The 18576-nt window shown below is 61.6% G+C and carries 17 protein-coding genes; 6 read left to right on the forward strand and 11 right to left on the reverse strand.

What is annotated here, in order from left to right; translation table 11 throughout:
• Window positions 1–139 precede the first annotated feature (139 nt).
• The 6 genes from HX818_RS03385 to HX818_RS03410 are packed head-to-tail and all read right to left on the reverse strand — an operon-like array spanning window position 140 to window position 6319.
• Window positions 140–1654 carry an ABC transporter substrate-binding protein gene (locus HX818_RS03385; protein WP_177019494.1) on the reverse strand — a complete coding sequence of 505 codons (1515 nt, stop codon included), beginning with the start codon at window positions 1652–1654 and terminating at the stop codon, window positions 140–142.
• Between the two features lie 51 nt (window positions 1655–1705).
• Window positions 1706–2677, reverse strand: a complete 972-nt coding sequence (locus tag HX818_RS03390) for an ABC transporter ATP-binding protein (RefSeq protein WP_177019495.1) — start codon at window positions 2675–2677, stop codon at window positions 1706–1708.
• Window positions 2674–3630, reverse strand: a complete 957-nt coding sequence (locus HX818_RS03395) for an ABC transporter ATP-binding protein (RefSeq protein WP_177019496.1) — start codon at window positions 3628–3630, stop codon at window positions 2674–2676. Before HX818_RS03395 ends, HX818_RS03390 begins: the two co-directional genes overlap by 4 nt.
• Window positions 3627–4484 carry an ABC transporter permease gene (locus HX818_RS03400; RefSeq protein WP_102368419.1) on the reverse strand — a complete coding sequence of 286 codons (858 nt, stop codon included), beginning with the start codon at window positions 4482–4484 and terminating at the stop codon, window positions 3627–3629. Before HX818_RS03400 ends, HX818_RS03395 begins: the two co-directional genes overlap by 4 nt.
• Complete coding sequence (locus tag HX818_RS03405; protein WP_010176243.1) at window positions 4481–5428, reverse strand: ABC transporter permease; 948 nt, start codon at window positions 5426–5428, stop codon at window positions 4481–4483. Before HX818_RS03405 ends, HX818_RS03400 begins: the two co-directional genes overlap by 4 nt.
• Window positions 5429–5431: 3 nt before the next feature.
• Complete coding sequence (locus HX818_RS03410) at window positions 5432–6319, reverse strand: proline iminopeptidase-family hydrolase (RefSeq protein ID WP_008437674.1); 888 nt, start codon at window positions 6317–6319, stop codon at window positions 5432–5434.
• Between the two features lie 182 nt (window positions 6320–6501).
• Here HX818_RS03410 and HX818_RS03415 point away from each other — a divergent pair, with 182 nt between their 5' ends.
• Both HX818_RS03415 and HX818_RS03420 read left to right on the forward strand, forming a co-directional pair.
• Window positions 6502–7266 carry a LuxR family transcriptional regulator gene (locus HX818_RS03415; RefSeq protein WP_008437673.1) on the forward strand — a complete coding sequence of 255 codons (765 nt, stop codon included), beginning with the start codon at window positions 6502–6504 and terminating at the stop codon, window positions 7264–7266.
• A gap of 94 nt (window positions 7267–7360) precedes the next feature.
• Entirely contained in the window at window positions 7361–8293 is a 933-nt protein-coding gene (locus tag HX818_RS03420) for a proline iminopeptidase-family hydrolase (protein WP_003218843.1), read from the forward strand.
• Between the two features lie 116 nt (window positions 8294–8409).
• Here the strand turns inward: HX818_RS03420 and HX818_RS03425 are convergent, their stop codons facing one another.
• A complete protein-coding gene (locus HX818_RS03425) occupies window positions 8410–9921 on the reverse strand; it encodes a nucleobase:cation symporter-2 family protein (RefSeq protein ID WP_003218845.1) in 1512 nt (503 codons plus the stop codon).
• 172 nt (window positions 9922–10093) lie between these two features.
• On the opposite strand from HX818_RS03425, the gene HX818_RS03430 reads away from it, so the two are divergent.
• Together HX818_RS03430 and HX818_RS03435 are read left to right on the forward strand one after the other, a co-directional pair.
• Entirely contained in the window at window positions 10094–11044 is a 951-nt protein-coding gene (locus tag HX818_RS03430) for a LysR family transcriptional regulator (protein ID WP_177019497.1), read from the forward strand.
• Between the two features lie 144 nt (window positions 11045–11188).
• Window positions 11189–12022: a nucleoside-binding protein gene (locus HX818_RS03435; RefSeq protein ID WP_177019498.1), complete on the forward strand. Its 834-nt coding sequence runs from the start codon at window positions 11189–11191 to the stop codon at window positions 12020–12022.
• Here the strand turns inward: HX818_RS03435 and punC are convergent.
• Window positions 12019–13212 (reverse strand): purine nucleoside transporter PunC, encoded by a 1194-nt coding sequence (punC, locus tag HX818_RS03440; protein WP_008437667.1) that lies wholly within the window; start codon window positions 13210–13212, stop codon window positions 12019–12021. The genes HX818_RS03435 and punC overlap by 4 nt on opposite strands.
• Before the next feature lie 122 nt (window positions 13213–13334).
• On the opposite strand from punC, the gene punR reads away from it, so the two are divergent.
• The gene (punR, locus tag HX818_RS03445) at window positions 13335–14267 is read left to right on the forward strand and encodes a DNA-binding transcriptional activator PunR (protein ID WP_003218855.1); all 933 of its coding nucleotides are present in this window, start codon (window positions 13335–13337) and stop codon (window positions 14265–14267) included.
• Between the two features lie 65 nt (window positions 14268–14332).
• On the opposite strand, the gene HX818_RS03450 is transcribed toward punR, so the two are convergent.
• Window positions 14333–15502 (reverse strand): aspartate aminotransferase family protein, encoded by a 1170-nt coding sequence (locus HX818_RS03450; RefSeq protein WP_177019499.1) that lies wholly within the window; start codon window positions 15500–15502, stop codon window positions 14333–14335.
• A gap of 103 nt (window positions 15503–15605) precedes the next feature.
• Between HX818_RS03450 and HX818_RS03455 the strand changes: the two genes are divergently transcribed.
• Entirely contained in the window at window positions 15606–16511 is a 906-nt protein-coding gene (locus HX818_RS03455; RefSeq protein WP_102368413.1) for a LysR family transcriptional regulator, read from the forward strand.
• On the opposite strand, the gene HX818_RS03460 is transcribed toward HX818_RS03455, so the two are convergent.
• Window positions 16508–17131 (reverse strand): HAD family phosphatase, encoded by a 624-nt coding sequence (locus HX818_RS03460; RefSeq protein WP_177019500.1) that lies wholly within the window; start codon window positions 17129–17131, stop codon window positions 16508–16510. The genes HX818_RS03455 and HX818_RS03460 overlap by 4 nt on opposite strands.
• A 100-nt stretch (window positions 17132–17231) precedes the next feature.
• Window positions 17232–18425: an enoyl-ACP reductase FabV gene (gene fabV / locus HX818_RS03465; protein ID WP_177019501.1), complete on the reverse strand. Its 1194-nt coding sequence runs from the start codon at window positions 18423–18425 to the stop codon at window positions 17232–17234.
• Between the last annotated feature and the right edge of the window lie 151 nt (window positions 18426–18576).

An 18576-nucleotide genomic window follows, 5' to 3' on the forward strand; every position in this document is an offset into this window, starting at 1 on the left:
TATCTGGAACACAGTACAACCTAATGTGGGAGCGGGCTTGCTCGCGAAGGCGGAGTGTCAGTCAACAGAGATATCGACTGATCCACCGCCTTCGCGAGCAAGCCCGCTCCCACATTTGTATTGCGGTGATCTCTAGAACTTAGTTCTTCACCACTTCCTCAAGCGTGAAGCGCCCCAACGGGTTTTGCAGGAAGTTGCTCACGTTCTTGCGTGAGATGTTGATGTACGGGCTGTAGTACAAGTCGATCCAGTTCACATCCTGTTTCGCCATTTTCTGCAGGTCGACGTACATCTGCTCACGCTTGACCGGGTCCGCCTCGATCCGCGCCGCGGCCACCAGGTCCTTGACCTTGTCGTTCTTGTAGCGAGTCATGTAGTTCTGGTTGGTGTCGTGGCCCAGCACGAAGGTGGTCTTCTGGTCCGGGTCGAGGATGTCGTTGGTCCAGTACATCACCGAAATATCGTAATCACCGTCCACCAGCATCTGCCAGCTTTGGGTCGGGTCGACCTTTTGCAGGTTGGCCGTCACACCGACCTTGGCCAGTTGATCCTTGATCATCACCGCAATCTGCTCGTCGGCTTCGTTGCCGGCGTTGACCACGTAGTTGAGCTTCAAATCCTGGGCGCCGGCAGCCGCGAGCAGTTTCTTGGCTTCGGTCGGGTCATACGGGCGTTGCAGGTTGTTGGCGTAGTGGTACAGCGAGCCTTTTGGAATGTAGGAATAGGCCACGGTGCCCTGGCCGAAGGTGGCGGTTTTCACCAGCGATTGTTTATCGATGGCCATGTCCAGCGCCTGGCGCACTTCCGGCTTGGCCAGCAGGCCGTGGGCGTGGTTGATCAACAGGTGATCTTCACGGGTGGACGGATCGGAGTGCACCACCACGTTCTTGTCTTTTTTCAGCTCTTCAACCCGGGAAAACGGGACGAAGATCGCCGTGTCCAGCTCGTTGTTCTGCACCATGCGCATGCGGGTGTTGTCGTCGGTGACGGAGACCCATTCCACACCATCCAGGCTGACGTTGCTGGCCTGCCAGAAGTTCGGGTTCTTCTTCAGGATCACCCGATCGCCCTTGCGCCACTCGTCCACGGTAAACGCGCCGGAGGTCACCGGGTTTTCCGAGTAGGCGTCTTCGCCCATCTTGGTCATGGCTTTTTCCGACAGGATCGACACCGTCGGCGAAGCCAGTTGCGAAAGGAAGGCGACCGCCGGGGTTTTCAAGGTCACGACCAGCGTCTGCGGATCAGCTGCCTTGGCGGTGTTGATCAGGCTGAACGGGTCGCTCCACAGCGAGGCCTTGTTGTCGCGAATGCGCAACAGGCTGAAGGCAGCGTCGTCAGCAGTGATCGGCGAGCCATCCGAGAACTTCGCGGCCCGCAGTTTGAAGGTGTACGTCAGGCCGTCCTTGGAAATGTCCCAGCTTTCGGCCAGCCCCGGTTCCATCCTGGTGCCCAGGTTGTCCACGCGCACCAGGGTGTCGTAGACGTTGGCGAACACCCAGGTATCGCGGTTCTGCGCGCTTTTGATCGGGTCAAACGTGGTGCTGTCTTCGCGGCAGCCGATGGTCAGCACACCTGCGGCGTGGGCAATACCGGCGGTCAGCGACCACGCGGTGAGTGTGGCGGCGGCGAGCAACTTCAAGTGACGGGATTGCATGTCATAACTCCTTGTCTATAACGGCGGTTGTTCATGATCGGCAGGAAGGGTTCAAAGCAAAGGTTCTTCAAGCACGCAACTGTACCGATGCGTTTGCACAACGTGAGTCGGCGGCAATACCTCGGCACACACGGCTCGTGCATGTCGGCAACGCGGGTGAAAGGCGCAACCATTAGGCAGCTTCAGCGGGCTCGGCGGCTCGCCCGGCAACGGTTCGCTGGGCAACGGGCGGTACGGATCAATCTCCGGGATCGCCTGGATCAACGCTGCTGTGTAGGGATGGCGCGGCGTGGTGAACACCGCCTCCACCGGACCTTCCTCAACGATTTTCCCCAGGTACATCACCGCCACCCGGTCGCACAGGCGGCGGACGATGGCCAGGTCGTGGGCGATAAACAGGATCGCCAGGTTCATGCGCTGTTGCAGTTCCAGCAGCAGGTTGATGATCTGGCCCTGGATCGACACATCCAGGGCGGCCACGCATTCGTCGGCGATGATCAGCCGTGGCTCCACTGCCAGTGCCCGGGCGATACCGACGCGCTGGCACTGGCCGCCGCTGAGAGAGCCGGGCTTGCGGCTGGCAAGCTCGGGGCGCAGGCCTACCAGATCGAGTAATTCGTCGACCCGGCGTGGGATGTTTTCCGACGCCACCTTGCGCTGCACCCGCAGGACTTCGGCGATGGTTTCGCCGACGGTAAGACGCGGGTTCAGGGCCGCGTAGGGATCCTGGAAGATCATCGCCGTCTCGTGCCGCAAACGGGCGATATCGACCGGCCCGGCGTGGGCCATGTCGATGCCGTCAAACACCACCTGCCCGGCGCTGATGGGGTTGAGGTGCAGGATCGCCCTCCCCAATGTGCTTTTGCCGCTGCCGGACTCGCCCACCAAACCCAGTGTTTCACCGGCGGCCAGGGTCAACGACACCCCGTTGACCGCCCTCACCCACTGTTTATTCAGGCCGAACAGGCCGCTGCCGGCGGCGGCGAAACGCACCTCAAGGTCATTCACCTGCAACAACGTCATGGGCGAACTCCCAGGGGATAGTGACAGGCCACCCGCGTGCCTTCCGGCAGCAGCTCGGTGCACAAGCTGCCGACTTGCGGGCAGCGCGGGTTGAACCGGCAGCCCTTGGGCAATGCGTCGAGCAATGGCGGTTGGCCGGCGATGGTGCGCAACAGGGCGTGGCCGCTGCTGGTGGCGGGCTGGCACTCGATCAGGCCGGCGGTGTAAGGGTGTTGCGGGTGTGCCAGCAGCTCGTATTTGCTGCCGTGTTCGCACAGGCGCCCGGCGTACATCACGGCGATGGAGTCGCAGGTTTGCGCCACCACGCCCAGGTCGTGAGTGATCATGATGATCGACAGGCCACGCTGGTCCCGCAGGTCCAGCAGCAGACGCAGGATCTGGGCCTGTACGGTCACGTCGAGGGCGGTGGTCGGCTCGTCGGCGATCAGCACTTTTGGATTGCAGCCCAGGGCCACCGCGATCATCGCCCGCTGGCGCATGCCGCCGGAAAACTCGTGGGGGTAATTGTCGATCCGCGCCTGGGGATCGGGAATGCCGACCTGGCGCAGCACTTCGATAGCCTGCAAGCGCGCCTCCTTTTTCGACGCGCCCTGGTGCAGTCGGATGCCTTCGGCGATCTGCTCGCCGATGCGCATCAACGGGTCGAGGTGGCTGCTGGGGTTCTGGAAGATCATCCCAAGTTGCCCACCGCGTACCGCGCGCATGCCGACGTCATCCAGCTGCAGAAGGTCCTGGCCCGCCAGGCGCACCGAACCGCCCTGCACCCGCAGGCTCGGGGACGGCAGCAAGCGCATCAGCCCGCGACAGGCCATGGTCTTGCCCGAACCGCTTTCGCCCACCAGGCCGAGGATCTCACCTTCGGCCAGGTCAAACGACACCCGGTCCACCAACGTTACGTCGCGCCCGGTGTTATTGGCGATGACACTCAGGTCCTGCACCTGCAACAGGCTCATGAGCGATCCCCCAGCACTTGCGCCACACCATCGGCCAGCAGGCTGAAGCCCATGGCCAGGGTCACGATGGCCAGGCCCGGGAAGGTGCAAATCCACCAAGCGGTGGTGATGAACGCCTGGCCTTCGGCAACCATGGTGCCCCACTCAGCAGTCGGCGGTTGTACGCCCAGGCCGAGGTAGCTGACCGCTGCGCCGTTGAGCAGCACCAGCACTGCGTCAGACATCGAGAACACAATCGAGCCGAACATCGCGTTGGGCAACAAATGCCGGAACAGAATGCGCCCATGGCCAAAGCCCAGGCTTTTGGCGGCCAGGGCGAAGTCGCTTTCCTTGAGCACCAGGATCTGCGAGCGGATCAGCCGCGCGTAGGACACCCAGCCCACCAGTGCCATGGCGATGTAAAAGCTTTTCAAACCCGGGCCGAGAATGGCCATGATCGCCAGCATCAGCACCAGGAAAGGGAACGCGAGGATCACGTCGATCACCCGCATGCAGAAGCTGTCGAAACGCCCGCCGATGTAGCCGGACACCGCACCGACGAAGGTGCCGATCAGAAACGGAAAGATCACCCCGACCACCGCCAGTTGCAGGTCGATGCGTGCGCCCCAGACCACCCTCGAAAGGATGTCTCGCCCGTAGTTGTCCGTGCCAAATGGATGGGCCTGGCTGGGGCCCAGCAAACTGATGTCGGTGTTTTGCGCAATCGGGTCAAAGGGTGCGATCCAGGGGGCGAACACGGCCAGCGCCAGCCATGTCAGCAGAATCAACAGGCCCCAGGCCGCCGTCAGCCGGCCATTGCGAAAACCAAAGCGCAGGCGCAGGCGCCATGGGGCGATCAATGGGCGGCTGCTCATTGCATCTTCACTCGCGGGTCCAGCGCGACCGTCACCACATCGGCAACAAAGTTGACCAGCACGGTGGCACAGGCCAGCACCATCGCCACGCCCTGCACCACCATGTAGTCGCGGGTGAAGATGCCGCGCACCAGCAATTGGCCGATGCCGGGAATCGCAAACAGGCTTTCGATCACCACCGTGCCGCTGATCAGCCAGCCAATGTTCACCGCCAGCAGGTTCACCGCCGGCACCAGGGAATTGGGCAGCACATGACGACGAAACACCGCCGCCTCCGACAAACCTCGCGCCCGGGCGGCGGTAACGTGGTCAGCCTGCAACTCCATCAACATGCTCGCCCGCAGGTTGCGCACCAGCACCGCCGACAGCGCCAGGGCGATGGTCAGGCACGGCAGAACCATGTGGTGCGCCTTGTCCAGCCAGGTGCGCCCATACCCGGAGACCGGGAACAGGCCCCATTGCACGCTGAGCAACAGGATCAGCATCAAGCCCAGCCAGAACGCCGGCATGCCCAGGCCCACCGTAGTGAACAGCCGGATCAGGTTATCCGCCCAGCCACCTTTATTACGCGCGGCCACAGTGGCCAGCGGCACGGCGATCAACAGCGCCAGCAGCACACTGCCGAGCACCAGGAACAGGGTCGGCTCGATGCGGGTGACGATCAGTTTCAGCGCGTCGACCTTGTACAGCAGTGACTGGCCGAGGTCGCCCTTGAGCAGGTTTTTCAGGAAGTAGAAATATTGCAGCCACAGCGGCTGGTCGAGGCCGTACTGGGCGCGGATCTTCAGCAACGCGTCCGGGGTGCTGCGCGAACCCAGCAGGGCCCGCGCCGGGTCGCCGGGAATCGAGCGCACCAGCACAAAGGTGATCAGGCTGATGCCAAACAGCACCGGCAGCAATTGCAGCGGCCGGGACAGCACAAAACGGTAACGCGCCAGGTTCATCCGTCAGCCTCGATGACGAGCGAGGAAGTCCAGCAGCACCGGGAAGTACGCCTGGGGCTCTTCGTAAAACGGCATATGGCTGCTGTTGGGGAACACGTGCAGCTCGGCGTGCCGGGCCGCGCTTTTCATGCGCATGGCGCAGGCCGGGGTCAGTTCGTCGTGCTGGCCGGTGGTGATCAGTATCGGCATCTTGAACTCGGCCATCTCGGGGATGCGGTTCCAGTCCTTGAGGTTGCCGATGTAGAGAAATTCGTTGGGGCCCTGCATGGTTTCGTAGGGGCCCATGTTCCAGTCGCCGAGGGAACGCTGGACCGGCGCCGGCCATTCGTCCAGGCGGCAGACGTGGCGGTAGTTGAGCAAGGTGATGGCGGCCTGGTACTGCGGGTGATCGAGGGTGCCCATGGCTTCATGGCGTTGCATCATCGCCACGGTTTCGCTGCCCAGGGCGCCGCGCAGGCGTTCCAGCTCGAGGGACAGGTGCGGAATGTCGCCGACGGTGTTTTCCAGGATCAGGCTTTTCAGCGCATCGGGGTAGTGAATGGCGTACTCGATGCCCAACCATCCGCCCCAGGAATGCCCCAGCAAGTGCACGCGGCCAAGGCCAAGGGCCTGGCGCACGGTTTCGACTTCTTCGACATAACGGCTGATTTCCCACAGCGAAACATCGGTCGGTCTGGCTGAAGCGCCCGTGCCAAGCTGGTCGAATGCAACCACTCGCAGGCCGTTGTCCTTGAGCCAGCCATGGGCGTCGCGCAAGTAGTCGCAAGGCAGCCCGGGGCCGCCATTGAGGCACAGCAACACCTCATCGCCTTCGCCAAAGCTATAGGCCACGAGGTTGTGGCCATCGACCTGTACGTTGTACCGCTGGTCGGGGGCAATTTCACGCCACATGCATACATTCCTTGTTGTGTGTCGGCCCTGTGGAGAGTGGCCGTTTAGAGGCCAACACTACCGAGGATGCCGCGTGTCCATAACCTGGTAATTCTTATAGGTTTGGTCTGGCAGTCCTTCGCCGGGGCGTGGCATTCTACTTGCAGCAAGACGAGATTCAAATGAAATCGGGAGCAGAACGGATGCTGGCCAGGCTAACTGCGTTTAATGACCGTCTCATCCCCGGCAGGAGCCTGGATGAACAGATGGACAACACCCTCGTATTGGCCCAGGACCTGGGTTTTGATGCGTTGGTCTACGACTACACCCCCGTGCCCATTGACCATAATGGTGCACTGATCACCCCTTCTGTGCTGCAACTGCGCAATACCCCGCCCGACTGGTACAACCTGTGGTGCAGTTCCGGCTTTTATCAGATCGATCCGGTGCAACACCTCGCACTGTCGACGGTTTCACCGTTTGTGTGGTCCTACGAGGCCAAGGCCGATACCGCTCTGCAAAAAATCATCGACCCTTGCCACGCCCCGGTTTCCAGCTACCTGCACGACCGCCAGATGACCTGCGGCGTCAGCGTGCCGATCCATTTGCCCCGTGGCGGCTTCGCCTCGCTGACCGGCCTGCGCACCGGAAAGGCCAGCGCAGTGTTGCAGGACGCCCGCCAGACGCTGTCGGAATTCAGCCTGATTACCCACGCCTTGCAGGAAGCGGCCTACCCGCTTTTCAGCAAGGAACTGCGCTCCTACCCGCATATCCGCCTGACCAAGCGTGAGCGCGAATGCCTGAAATGGGCCGCCGACGGCCTGACCGCCGCCGAAATCGCCACGCAATTGAGCCGCTCCCTGGCAGTGGTTACCCTGCACCTGGCGTCGGCCATGCACAAACTGGGGGCCAAGAACCGGGTGCAAGCGGTGGTACGGGCCACTCATTACCGGTTGCTGGAAGACTGATCCGAAGGAAAAACCTAGCTGTTTTGCTAGTTACTTAAACTTTCTGTGCCGACTATCGTGTACCTGATCACTTTTTCTCAGGGCAGGGCACGAAATGGAATTCATCGAAACAATCCGCGAAGGCTATGCGGCCTTTCGCGACTACCAGACCTGGTATCGGGTAACCGGCGACCTGGACAGCGGCCTCACACCGCTGGTCATCCTCCATGGTGGCCCGGGTTGCACCCATGATTATGTCGATGCCTACAAGGACGTAGCCGCCAGTGGCCACGCGGTCATTCACTACGACCAACTGGGCAACGGCCGCTCCACCCACCTGCCTGACAAAGACCCTTCATTCTGGACCGTCGGCTTGTTCCTCGAAGAACTGGACAACCTGCTGGACCACCTGCAGATCAGCAACAACTACGCGATCCTGGGTCAATCCTGGGGCGGCATGCTCGGCAGCGAACACGCCATCCTGCAACCCAAGGGCCTGCGTGCATTTATTCCGGCCAACTCGCCGACCTGCATGCGTACCTGGGTTGCCGAGGCCAACCGCCTGCGCAAGCTACTGCCTGAAGGCGTGCACGAGACCTTGCTCAAGCATGAACAGGCCGGCACCTACCAGGACCCTGAATACCTGGCCGCCTCGCGGATTTTCTATGACCAGCACGTGTGCCGGGTCAATCCGTGGCCGGAAGAAGTCGCCCGCACATTCGCCCAGGTGGATTCGGACCCGACGGTGTATCACGCCATGAGCGGCCCGACGGAATTCCATGTGATTGGCAGCTTGAAAGACTGGAACGTGATCGGCCGGCTGTCGAAGGTCAATGTGCCGACCCTGGTGATTTCCGGTCGCCATGACGAGGCCACGCCGCTGGTGGTCAAGCCGTTCCTGGATGAGATTGCCGATGTGCGCTGGGCGCTGTTCGAAGACTCCAGCCACATGCCGCATGTTGAAGAGCGACAGGCGTGCATGGGGACAGTGGTGCAGTTTCTGGATGAGGCTTGTTCGGTGCCCCACAGAACGCTCAAGACTGGCTGAGATCAAAATGTGGGAGCGGGCTTGCTCGCGAAGGCGGTGGATCAGTCAGCATATTTAGCGACTGACACACCGCCTTCGCGAGCAAGCCCGCTCCCACATTGGACTCTTTGTGGCTGTTACACCTCGCTGGTCTGCGCCCTGCCGTGCACCGCCGCTTTCTTCGGCACTTCCTCCAGCAACGGAATTTCCTTGCCCTCGGCATCAAACAGCTTGCCGCCGCTGAAGTAATCCCCGTCCCGCAACGCCGCCACGTCCTGGAAGCACAGGCTGCGTTCCGTCCCGGCAACGAATACCGACTGCTGGTCCGAGTTGCCCGTGGTGAAGTGGTTGAACGCCAGGTTCAACAGGATCGCCATAATCGCCGACGAACTGATCCCCGAATGGAAAATGGTCGCGAACCAGCTCGGGAAGTGATCGTAGAAACTCGGGGCCGCAATCGGGATCATGCCAAAACCGATGGAAGTGGCGACGATGATCAGGTTCATGTTGTTGCGGTAATCAACCTTGGACAAGGTCCGGATACCACTGGCAGCCACGGTGCCGAACAATACGATTCCGGCACCGCCCAACACTGAAGTCGGCACTGCCGCAATCACCCGGCCCATGAACGGCAGCAGGCCGAGGATCACCAGGAATATCCCACCGGTGGCGACCACATAACGGCTCTTGACCCCGGTAACCGCCACAAGCCCGACGTTCTGTGCAAACGCGCTCTGGGTGAACGAGCCGAAGATCGGCGCAAACATGCTCGACAGCATATCCGCACGCAGGCCATTGCCGAGGCGCTTGGAGTCGACCTTGGTGTCGATGATTTCACCCACTGCAAGTATGTCCGCCGAGGTTTCCACCAGCGTCACCATCACCACGATGCACATGGAAATGATCGCCGCGAGATGGAAGGTTGGCATGCCGAAATGGAAGGGTGTGGGAAAGCCGAACATCGGGCCCTGGGTCACGCTGGAGAAGTCAGCCATGCCGAGGAACACCGCGATAACCGTGCCGATCACCATCGCCAGCAGGATCGACAGTCGCGAGATGGTCGCGCTGCCGATCTTGCTCAGCAGCAATACCAGCACCAGGGTCAGCGCCGCCAGGCCGATGTTCGGCATGCTGCCGAAATCTGCGGCGCGGCTGTTGCCGCCCATGGCCCAGCGGGCGGCGACAGGCATCAACGTCAGGCCGATGGTAGTGATCACAATCCCGGTGACCAGCGGCGGGAAGAATTTGGTGATTCGCGAGAACACCGGGGTGATCAGCAAGCCGATCAAGGACGCGGCCATCACCGCCCCGAGTATCGCCGGGATGCCACCCGCACCGTCGCTGCCAACAATCGCCACCATGGTCGCCACCCCGGCAAAGGACACCCCTTGCACCAGCGGCAACTGGCAGCCGAAAAACGGCAGGCCCAGGGTTTGCAACAGCGTAGCCAGGCCTCCGGCAAACAGCGAGGCAGCGATCAGCAGGCCAATATCGGCCGGCGACAACCCGGCCGCCTGGCCGACGATCAACGGTACAGCCACGATGCCGCCGTACATGGTGAGCACATGCTGCAGGCCGTAAGCCATGTTAGCCGCGACGCCGAGATTCTCATCTTCTGGCCGCTGCGGTGACGCCTTCGGGATAGTCATGGTGAGGGGTTCTCTGTTTTTGTTGTGCACTCACTGTATGCAATAGAAAGATTGGATGTCCATAGAGTTGTATACAATCATTTTCACAAGAACACCCTGAACGCCGTTACAAAAATCCATTCAGCCGCCCTGCCCCGTGGCTCGAAGCGCTGCGCACAAGGACTTGAAAAAAATGCTCAACCGCAAGCTGCGCATCCACGCCCCGGCGATTTACTACTTCGACATGGTTCGCCGCTGCCACTCGATCCGCGAAGCCGCGCGCCGCCTGAACGTGGCGTCTTCGGCGGTGAACCGGCAGATCCTCAAGCTGGAAGACGAGGTGGGCGCGGCGCTGTTCGAGCGCCTGCCCGGCGGCCTGCGCCTGACGGCGGCCGGGGAAATCCTGACCCGCCACGTGAGTTTCCTGTTGCAGGACGTGGAGCGCGTGCGCGGTGAACTGGATGGCTTGAACGGTGTGCAGACCGGCCACGTGGAAATCGCCACGGTGGAAGGCGCCACTGTGGAGCTGCTACCCGCCGCCCTCAAGCGCATGCGTGAGCGTTATCCGAAAGTGACCATTGGCGTCACGGTACAAGGTTCGCAATCGATTCCCGGTGCGGTGGTCAACGGCCAGGCTGACCTGGGGTTGGCCTTTGCCTTACCGCGCAGCAGCGAAACCATCCAGGTGTGTGTCGGCCATTTCCGCCTGGGGGCGTTGATGGCACCGGGGCATCCGTTGGCCGGTGAAACCAGCGTGAGTTACGCGCGCTGCTGTGAACACGGGGTGATCCAGGCCAAGAGCGAGCTCTCGGTTCACCACCTGATCGCACCGCTGCACAAGCGTTCGGCGGCGACGAACAAGCCATTGCTGCACAGCAACTCGATGGAGCTGGCCCGGCAACTGGCGCGCCAGCAACTGGGCATCGCGTTCCAGACGCGCATTGGCGTGGAGGTAGATTTAGCCCGCGGCGAACTGCTGCACATTCCGCTCAGCGACCAGGGCGGGATCTTCAGCGACCTGGGCTTGTACGCCCGCAAAGACCGGGACTTGCCGATGGCGGTGCAAACCATGGCCCATCTGCTCAGTGAAGAAATCAACTTGCGCGAACATCAGGAAACGCCCTCGGCGCCACGTATTTCCTGACTCTCAGGCCAGCTTCAGTGCTGCCGTTTCGGCATCGGCCCAGGCGAGATTCTGTTCTTTGGAACCCACAACGGATGTGCCGATACTGCGCCCGGCGACCCTTGCGCGGTCGCCATGAGCCAAAACGCCAAAGGAATTAAAACAATGAAAAAGGCACTGCACGGCGCAACCGTATTACTCACATTGTTCGGCGGCGGGGAGGCTGTCGCGCTGGAATGGATGAACAACAGCCTGGGATTTCGCTACGGCCAGCAGTTCACCAACCCGAACAACCCGGATGAATTCAGCAAGCGCATCTACAGCTTCACCCACGCCAGCGGCTACCAATACGGCAGCAACTACCTGAACCTCGATGTGTTCCTGTCCGACAGCCGCGACCCGCGCAAGGGTACCGACCACGGCGGCAGCGAAGTGTATGCGGTGTACCGGCACCAGCTGTACGCCTCACGGGTATTCGATGTGCCGCTGGGCACCGGGGTGATCAAGGATTACGCCCTCACCTTCGGCTTTGACGCCAACCGCAACAACAACCTGGCGTCGGCGAAAAAACGCGCGCTGGTGATTGGCCCGACCTTGAAGTTCAACACCGTCGGCGTGCTGGACCTGAGCCTGATGTACTACAAGGAAAGGAACCATTCCGGCATCCCCGGTGCGAAAGAACCCGACCACACCTTCGACGATACCTACATGCTTAACCTGACCTGGATGCGGCCTTTCGAGATCGGTAACCACGGGGCGAAGTTTCAGGGGTTTATCAATCACGTCGGGAAAAAGGGCGAGGACTTCCATGGTCGCGATACGGCGCCGGAAACCCTGATGCGCGCCGCGCTGATGGTGGCGGTACGCCCGGGAAAGAGCGTCAAGCCCAATCTCTACCTGGGCGTCGGGTATGAGTATTGGCATAACAAGTTCGGCGTGGACGGCGGCCGGGGCAGCCGCACATCAACGCCGACGGTGAACATGGAAGTGACGTTCTAGCGGGCGCGCACCAGGTCGGCATCGCCATCGTCGACCTTCGGTCGCGCCAGCCAGTAGCCCAACACGGCCAATGGCGCGGTCGCCAGCATCACGATCGCAGTGATCAACAGCGGCTGGTCGATCATCGACGACACGATCAGGCTCGCCAGGAAGCACAACCCCAACTGCAAGGTGTTCTGCAATGCCGCCGCCTTGCCGGAATTTTCCGCAAACGGCATCAGTGCATTCGCCACCACGATCGGGTAGCTGGCGCCATTGACCAGGGCCATAAGGCAGAACGGAATCAGCAAGGTGGCGAGCGTCGGCACGGTCAAGGTCGCGACGAGGTACAGCGCGACCATGCTGATGCAATACGCCAGCAGCAGCCACGGCAACAAAGTCTTGCCCTGGAACCGCTGCAACGCACTGCGGCAACTGTAGCCACCGATCAGGAACGACAGCGTTGGCAATACGTAGCTCAAGCCGATGTCATTCGGGCTGTAGCCCATCCCGCCAAGGATGAACGGCGAGGCGGTAAGCCAGGCGAAGAAACTGGCCGAGCATGCGGCAAAGATCATCACGTTGCCGGTGAACACCCGCGACTTGAGCAATTGCCCATAGCCGAGTCGGGACGGTTCGCCGTCGGTTGTCAGGCGTTTCGGCAGCGGCCTGAGAAACAACGTAGGCAGCAGCAGGAGCAGCGAAACCACCAACAACACACCGAAGATCGCCTGCCAGCCCCAGTGATTCAGCATCAGCGCTCCCAGCAATGGCGCCAGGGCCGGAGACAGTGACATCAGCGGCATGATGCCGGCGAACACCCGATGGGCCTTGTCCGCCGGGTAGCGGTCAATCACCAGCGCCTGCCAGCTGACGGCGGCAGAGCACACGCCAATCGCCTGGACAAAACGCAAGGCCAACAGCTGCGGTGCGGTCTCGACCCAGAACATCCCCAGGCAGCCGAGCACAAACAGTGAAAGGCCCGTAAGCAGCACCGGCTTGCGTCCCAACCGGTCGGACAGCGGCCCCCACAGCAACTGCCCTACGGCAAAGCCGGCGAGGAAAATGCTCAGGCTCGCGCCCACCGCGCCGGGGGAAATCTGCAGTTGCTCGCCCATGGCGCCAAACGCCGGCAAGTACATATCCATGGCCAGATAGCCGAGCATGCTCAGCCCCGCCAGGTACCAGGTGAATCCAAAAGAATTTTTCATTGAAGCCTTGTATAACCTGCCATCAAACTATTTGCTGACTGGCGCCTATTATGAAGCTGAGCAAATCCCTGTGAAGCGATAATAATTGGACACTCTTATCAATAATTTTGAAGGTAAACCCCATGTGGTCTGAATATTCCCTGGATGTGGTGGATGCAGTGGCCCGCCACGGCAGCTTCAGCGCCGCCGCCCAGGAACTGCACCGCGTGCCGTCAGCCATCAGCTACACCGTGCGGCAACTCGAAGAATGGCTGGCGGTGCCGCTGTTCGTCCGACGGCATCGGGATGTGGAGCTGACACCCGCAGGTAAATTGTTCATCGACGAAGCCCGCGGCGTCATGAAAAAAATGCTCGGCACCCGCCGGCTGTGCCAGCAAGTGGCAAATGGCTGGAGTGGCCAGTTGAAAGTCGCGGTGGATTCCATCGTTAAACAGCAGCGCTGCCGGCAGTTGGTACTGGATTTCTATCGGCAGTTCCCGGAGGTGGAATTGCTGTTGGATTACGAGGTGTACAACGGGGTGTGGGATGCCCTGGCCGATGACCGCACCGATATCGTGATCGGCGCCACCAGCGCGGTGCCGGTGGCCAGTCAATTCACGTTTCGTGACATGGGCCTGCTGAACTGGCTGTGCGTGGTCAGCAGCCGGCATCCGCTGGCAGCGGTCGAAGGCCTGCTCAGCGATGACCAATTGCGGCCCTTCGCCTCCCTGTGCATGACCGACACCTCGCGCAACCTGCCCAAGCGCGACACCTGGACCCTGGATAACCAGCGTCGTTTGGTGGTGCCGCACTGGGCTTCGGCGATTGATTGCCTGCGGGACGGCTTGTGCGTCGGCATGGCACCGGCGCACCTGGTGCAGCCGTGGATCGAGCGCGGCGAGCTGAGCGCCCTGCAACTGTCCCGGCCCTTCCCTGCCAGCCCGTCGTGCGTGGCCTGGGCACAGAACAAACTGTCGCCGGCCATGGCCTGGTTGCTGGATTACCTGGGGGATACCGAGACCCTGAACCAGGAATGGCTGAACGGGGTGCAGGTGGGCTCCGGCTACCCCGTTTGACTGATCGTTCCCACGCTCTGCGTGGGAATGCAGCCAGTGACACTCCGCGTCAGCCTCATCCGTGTTTAGTCCAGAAGCCGGGAAAGTGCGCGCACGATCATCTCCACTTCCTTGGCATCGATGGTCAGCGGCGGCAGCAGGCGAATGATCTTGCCCCGCGTGACGTTGATCAGCAGGCCATGCTCTTGCGCCGCACGTTGGGCCAGGTCGCGGTGAGGCGTTGCCAGTTCGATGCCGATCATCAGCCCCTGCCCGCGAATCGCCAGCACCTGGGGATGCTCGTTCAATTCCACCCGCAGGCGCGCCAGCAGCCGCTCACCCTGTTGCGCCGCGTTGTCCAGCAAGCCCTGTTCTTCGATGATCTCCAGCACCGTACAACCGACACGGCAGGCCAGCGGGTTGCCGCCGAAGGTGCTGCCGTGGCTGCCGGGGGTAAACAGTTGCGCAACAGCGGCCCGGGCCAGGCACGCGCCAATCGGCACACCGTTGCCGAGGCCTTTGGCCAGGGTCATCACATCGGGCACGATGCCTTCATGCTGGAAGGCAAACCAGCGACCGGTGCGGCCGATCCCGGTCTGGATCTCATCGAGCATCAACAACCAGCCCTGCCGGGTGCAGTGCTCGCGCAAGGCTTTCAGATAGCCCGGCGGCGCGACTTGCACGCCGCTTTCGCCCTGGATCGGCTCAAGCAGCACCGCAACAATGCGCGGGCCAAACTCCCGGGTCACGGCCTCCAGCGCCTTCAAGTCACCGAAGCCGACCTTGATAAAGTCCCCCGGCAGTTTTTGAAATCCCAACCGCACGGAAGGCCCGTCGCTGGCGGACAGGGTGCCCAGGGTGCGCCCGTGAAAGGCATTCTCCATCACCACCACCAGCGGCTGTTCGATGCCCTTTTTCCAGCCATGCAGCCGGGCCAGCTTCAGCGCCGTTTCGTTGGCTTCGGCACCGGAGTTGTTGAAGAACGCCTGGTCCAGCCCGGAAAGCCGGGTGAGGCGCTGGGCCAGGCGCTGCTGCCAGTCGATGCTGTAGAGGTTGGAGGTGTGCAGCAGCAAACCGGCCTGCTCACTGATGGCCGCTACCAGCCGCGGATGGGAATGACCGACGTTGGTCACCGCCACACCTGCCACCGCATCCAGGTATTCACGGCCCTGCTGGTCCCACAGGCGCGTGCCAAGGCCACGGGTAAAGCTCAGGGGCGACGATTGATAAGTGGTCATCAGGCAGGCGGCGGTCATGGCATCAGGCTCCAGTGCATCGTAGTGATGGCACCAGTATCGTTAGCCACCCGAGCTGGATAAACTGCACAACACTGCGATCACTTTAAACCAGGGCTTGATAATGGATCTGTTCCAGGCGATGACGGTGTACGTAAAAGTAGTGGAAGCCGGCAGCATGACGGCGGCGGCGCAGGCGTGCGGCATGTCCACCACCATGGTCGGCAATCACCTGCGCGCGCTGGAACAACGCCTGGGGGTCAGCCTGCTCAAGCGCACCACGCGCAAGCAAAGCCTGACCGAGTTTGGCGGGATTTATTACCAACGTTGCCTGGAGGTGCTGGGCCTGGTGGCCGACTCCGAGCAGATGGCCGAACAAGCCAACAGTGACGTACCCAAGGGCCTGCTGCGGATCACCGCACCACCGGCCTTTGGCACCGAACGCCTGGCACCGGCGCTCAGTGAATTTTCCCAGCGCTACCCACAGATCAAGCTGTACGTGGTGCTGAGCAACCAGCGGATGGACATGGTCGACAGCGGCTTCGACGTGGCCATCCGCTTGGGCGACCTGGACGCGCCAAGCCTGATTGCCCGCCCCATGCAGGATTACACCATCACCCTCTGCGCCTCTGCGGAGTACCTGGCGCGCCGTGGCACACCTCAACGCCCCGATGATCTGCAGCAACATGACTGCCTGGCGTTCGCTTACCCGGCGACCGACGATTGGCGCAACGCCGACAAGTTGTGGCGAATGCGCGGCGCAGAGGGCGAAGTGGAAATTCCGGTTTCCGGCTCATTGACCATCAACAGTTCGCAGGCCTTGCGCCAGGCTGCCCTGGAAGGCATGGGCATCGTGATGCTGCCTGACGCCCTGGTCGAGCCAGACCTGCGGGCCGGTAAACTGGTGGCATTACTGACGGACTACCAACTGCCCAGCCGGCCCATGCATTTGCTGTACGCCCAGGACCGCTATCGCCTGCCCAAGCTGCGGGCGTTCGTGGACTTCGTCATGGAGAAATGGGCGCGCTAGAGGCTCGCCCCCAGCTCGATCAAGCGCTCACGGGTCTGCGCGGCAGACACGTGGTGAATCCCCTGCCAACCCAGCGCAGTGGCCGCCTCGATATTGCCGGCTACGTCGTCAATAAACACCACTTCACCCGGCTGGATATCCGGCAAATGGGCGCGCACCTGCGCCAGGCTGGCGTGGTAAATCGCAGGATCGGGCTTGATCAGCTTGATTTCGCCGGACACCACGATGTCGCGAAAATACTGCAGGAAGGGATAGTGGGCGCGGGCATAGGGAAAGGTCTCGGCGGACCAGTTGGTCAGGCCGAACAGCGGCATCTTCGCCTCATGCAACGCTTCGAGTATCGCCACGCCCTCCGGCAATGAACCACGCAGCATCTCGTGCCAGCGGTCGTAGTACGCCTGAATCAAAGGCTCGTGCTGCGGATGTTCGGCGATCAGCGCGCGGGTGCCCTCAGCCAGACTGCGCCCGGCGTCCTGCTCGGTGTTCCAGGCCTGGGTGCAGACGGTGTCCAGGAACCGTTGCCGCTCCCGGTCGTCGGTAATCAGCTGGCGGTAGAGATGGTGCGGGTTCCAGTCGAACAGGACACCGCCGAAATCAAAAACGACTGCACGAATCGTCATGTAGATCCTCCGTTAGCGTGGGTGTGATAACGACCGCAGTCTGGCATGACGCGCACAAAAAAGCGGCCCCTGGAGGCCGCTTCTTCGTTACCGCAAGCGCTTAAGCCTGAATCAGGCCCTTGATCTTCACGGTCGGATTCACGTCAGCGTCGTAGTCCACGCCGTCGATCTCGAAACCGAACAGGCGCAGGAATTCCGCCTTGTAGCCGGCAAAATCGCTGATCTCGTTGACGTTGTCATCGGAGACCTGATCCCACAGGGCCGCTACCGCGCCCTGGACCTTAGGCTCAAGTTCCGCGAGGTCGGCACGCAGGCGGCCGTCGGCGTCGAGCTTGGGCTCTTTGCCATACAGGCTGTCCTTGAACAGGCCGTAGACCTGCTCGATGCAACCTTCGTGGGTGCCCTGCTCTTTCATCACTTTAAACAGCAACGACAGGTACAGCGGCATGATCGGGATCGCCGAGCTGGCCTGGGTCACTACTGCCTTGAGTACCGACACACGGGCGTCGCCTTTCAGCGCCGCGAGGTTTTCGCGCAGGGTCAGGACTTTCTTGTCCAGGTCTTTCTTGGCTTCGCCGATGGAGCCGTTCCAGTAGATGTCCTGGGTCAGCTTCTCGCCGAGGTAGGTGAACGCGGTGGTCTTGGCGCCTTCGGCCAACACGTCGGCGTCACGCAAGGCGTCGATCCACAGCTGCCAGTCTTCGCCGCCCATGACTTTCACGGTGCCGTCGATTTCTTCCTGGGTGGCCGGTTCGAGGGTGGTGTCGACCACAACGCCCTTGTCGGTGTTGATGCCGCGCAGGGTCACAGCCTTGCCGATCGGCTTCAGGGTGGAGTTGTGCACCACGCCTTGCGGGTCGGTACGGCGTGGCGCGGCCAGGCTGTAGACCACCAGGTCGATCTTGCCGAGGTCTTTCTTGATGGTTTCGATGGTCAGGCGCTTGATCTCGTCAGAGAACGCATCGCCGTTGATGCTCTTGGCGTACAGGCCTTTTTCCAGCGCAAACTTCTCGAAGGCGGCGCTGTTGTACCAGCCGGCAGAGCTGAGCTTGCCTTCTTCGCCTTCTTTCTCAAAAAACACGCCCAGGGTGTCGGCGCCGCAGCCAAAGGCAGCGCTGATGCGCGCGGCTAGGCCGTAGCCGGTGGAAGCCCCGAGGACCAGCACCTTTTTCGGGCCGCCTTCAATGGCACCGTGTTCGGTCACGTAGTCGATCTGCTCTTTGACATTCGCTTCACAGCCAACCGGGTGAGCGGTCACACAGATAAAGCCACGAACCCGCGGTTTGATGATCATAAAATTTCTGCCTCTTCCAAGGTGCCGAAGGCCAATGGTGGCCATTACAGCGTCAATCGTACGGGTCTATGACGCCCGGAAAACCGAAGCGTCACGATAGTCGCAAATCTTCTGTTCACAAAATGCTATCCGCAACACCGCCAGCCTGGCC

Source organism: Pseudomonas sp. F9001, assembly GCF_013385435.1.
In the GTDB taxonomy this organism is placed as follows: domain Bacteria; phylum Pseudomonadota; class Gammaproteobacteria; order Pseudomonadales; family Pseudomonadaceae; genus Aquipseudomonas.

Coding starts and splice junctions, on each gene's coding strand:
- HX818_RS03385 (WP_177019494.1), bottom strand. CDS start 1,654: ATGCAATCCCGTCACTTGAAGTTGCTCGCCGCCGCCACACTCACCGCG.
- HX818_RS03390 (WP_177019495.1), bottom strand. CDS start 2,677: ATGACGTTGTTGCAGGTGAATGACCTTGAGGTGCGTTTCGCCGCCGCC.
- HX818_RS03395 (WP_177019496.1), bottom strand. CDS start 3,630: ATGAGCCTGTTGCAGGTGCAGGACCTGAGTGTCATCGCCAATAACACC.
- HX818_RS03400 (WP_102368419.1), bottom strand. CDS start 4,484: ATGAGCAGCCGCCCATTGATCGCCCCATGGCGCCTGCGCCTGCGCTTT.
- HX818_RS03405 (WP_010176243.1), bottom strand. CDS start 5,428: ATGAACCTGGCGCGTTACCGTTTTGTGCTGTCCCGGCCGCTGCAATTG.
- HX818_RS03410 (WP_008437674.1), bottom strand. CDS start 6,319: ATGTGGCGTGAAATTGCCCCCGACCAGCGGTACAACGTACAGGTCGAT.
- HX818_RS03415 (WP_008437673.1), top strand. CDS start 6,502: ATGCTGGCCAGGCTAACTGCGTTTAATGACCGTCTCATCCCCGGCAGG.
- HX818_RS03420 (WP_003218843.1), top strand. CDS start 7,361: ATGGAATTCATCGAAACAATCCGCGAAGGCTATGCGGCCTTTCGCGAC.
- HX818_RS03425 (WP_003218845.1), bottom strand. CDS start 9,921: ATGACTATCCCGAAGGCGTCACCGCAGCGGCCAGAAGATGAGAATCTC.
- HX818_RS03430 (WP_177019497.1), top strand. CDS start 10,094: ATGCTCAACCGCAAGCTGCGCATCCACGCCCCGGCGATTTACTACTTC.
- HX818_RS03435 (WP_177019498.1), top strand. CDS start 11,189: ATGAAAAAGGCACTGCACGGCGCAACCGTATTACTCACATTGTTCGGC.
- punC (WP_008437667.1), bottom strand. CDS start 13,212: ATGAAAAATTCTTTTGGATTCACCTGGTACCTGGCGGGGCTGAGCATG.
- punR (WP_003218855.1), top strand. CDS start 13,335: ATGTGGTCTGAATATTCCCTGGATGTGGTGGATGCAGTGGCCCGCCAC.
- HX818_RS03450 (WP_177019499.1), bottom strand. CDS start 15,502: ATGACCGCCGCCTGCCTGATGACCACTTATCAATCGTCGCCCCTGAGC.
- HX818_RS03455 (WP_102368413.1), top strand. CDS start 15,606: ATGGATCTGTTCCAGGCGATGACGGTGTACGTAAAAGTAGTGGAAGCC.
- HX818_RS03460 (WP_177019500.1), bottom strand. CDS start 17,131: ATGACGATTCGTGCAGTCGTTTTTGATTTCGGCGGTGTCCTGTTCGAC.
- fabV (WP_177019501.1), bottom strand. CDS start 18,425: ATGATCATCAAACCGCGGGTTCGTGGCTTTATCTGTGTGACCGCTCAC.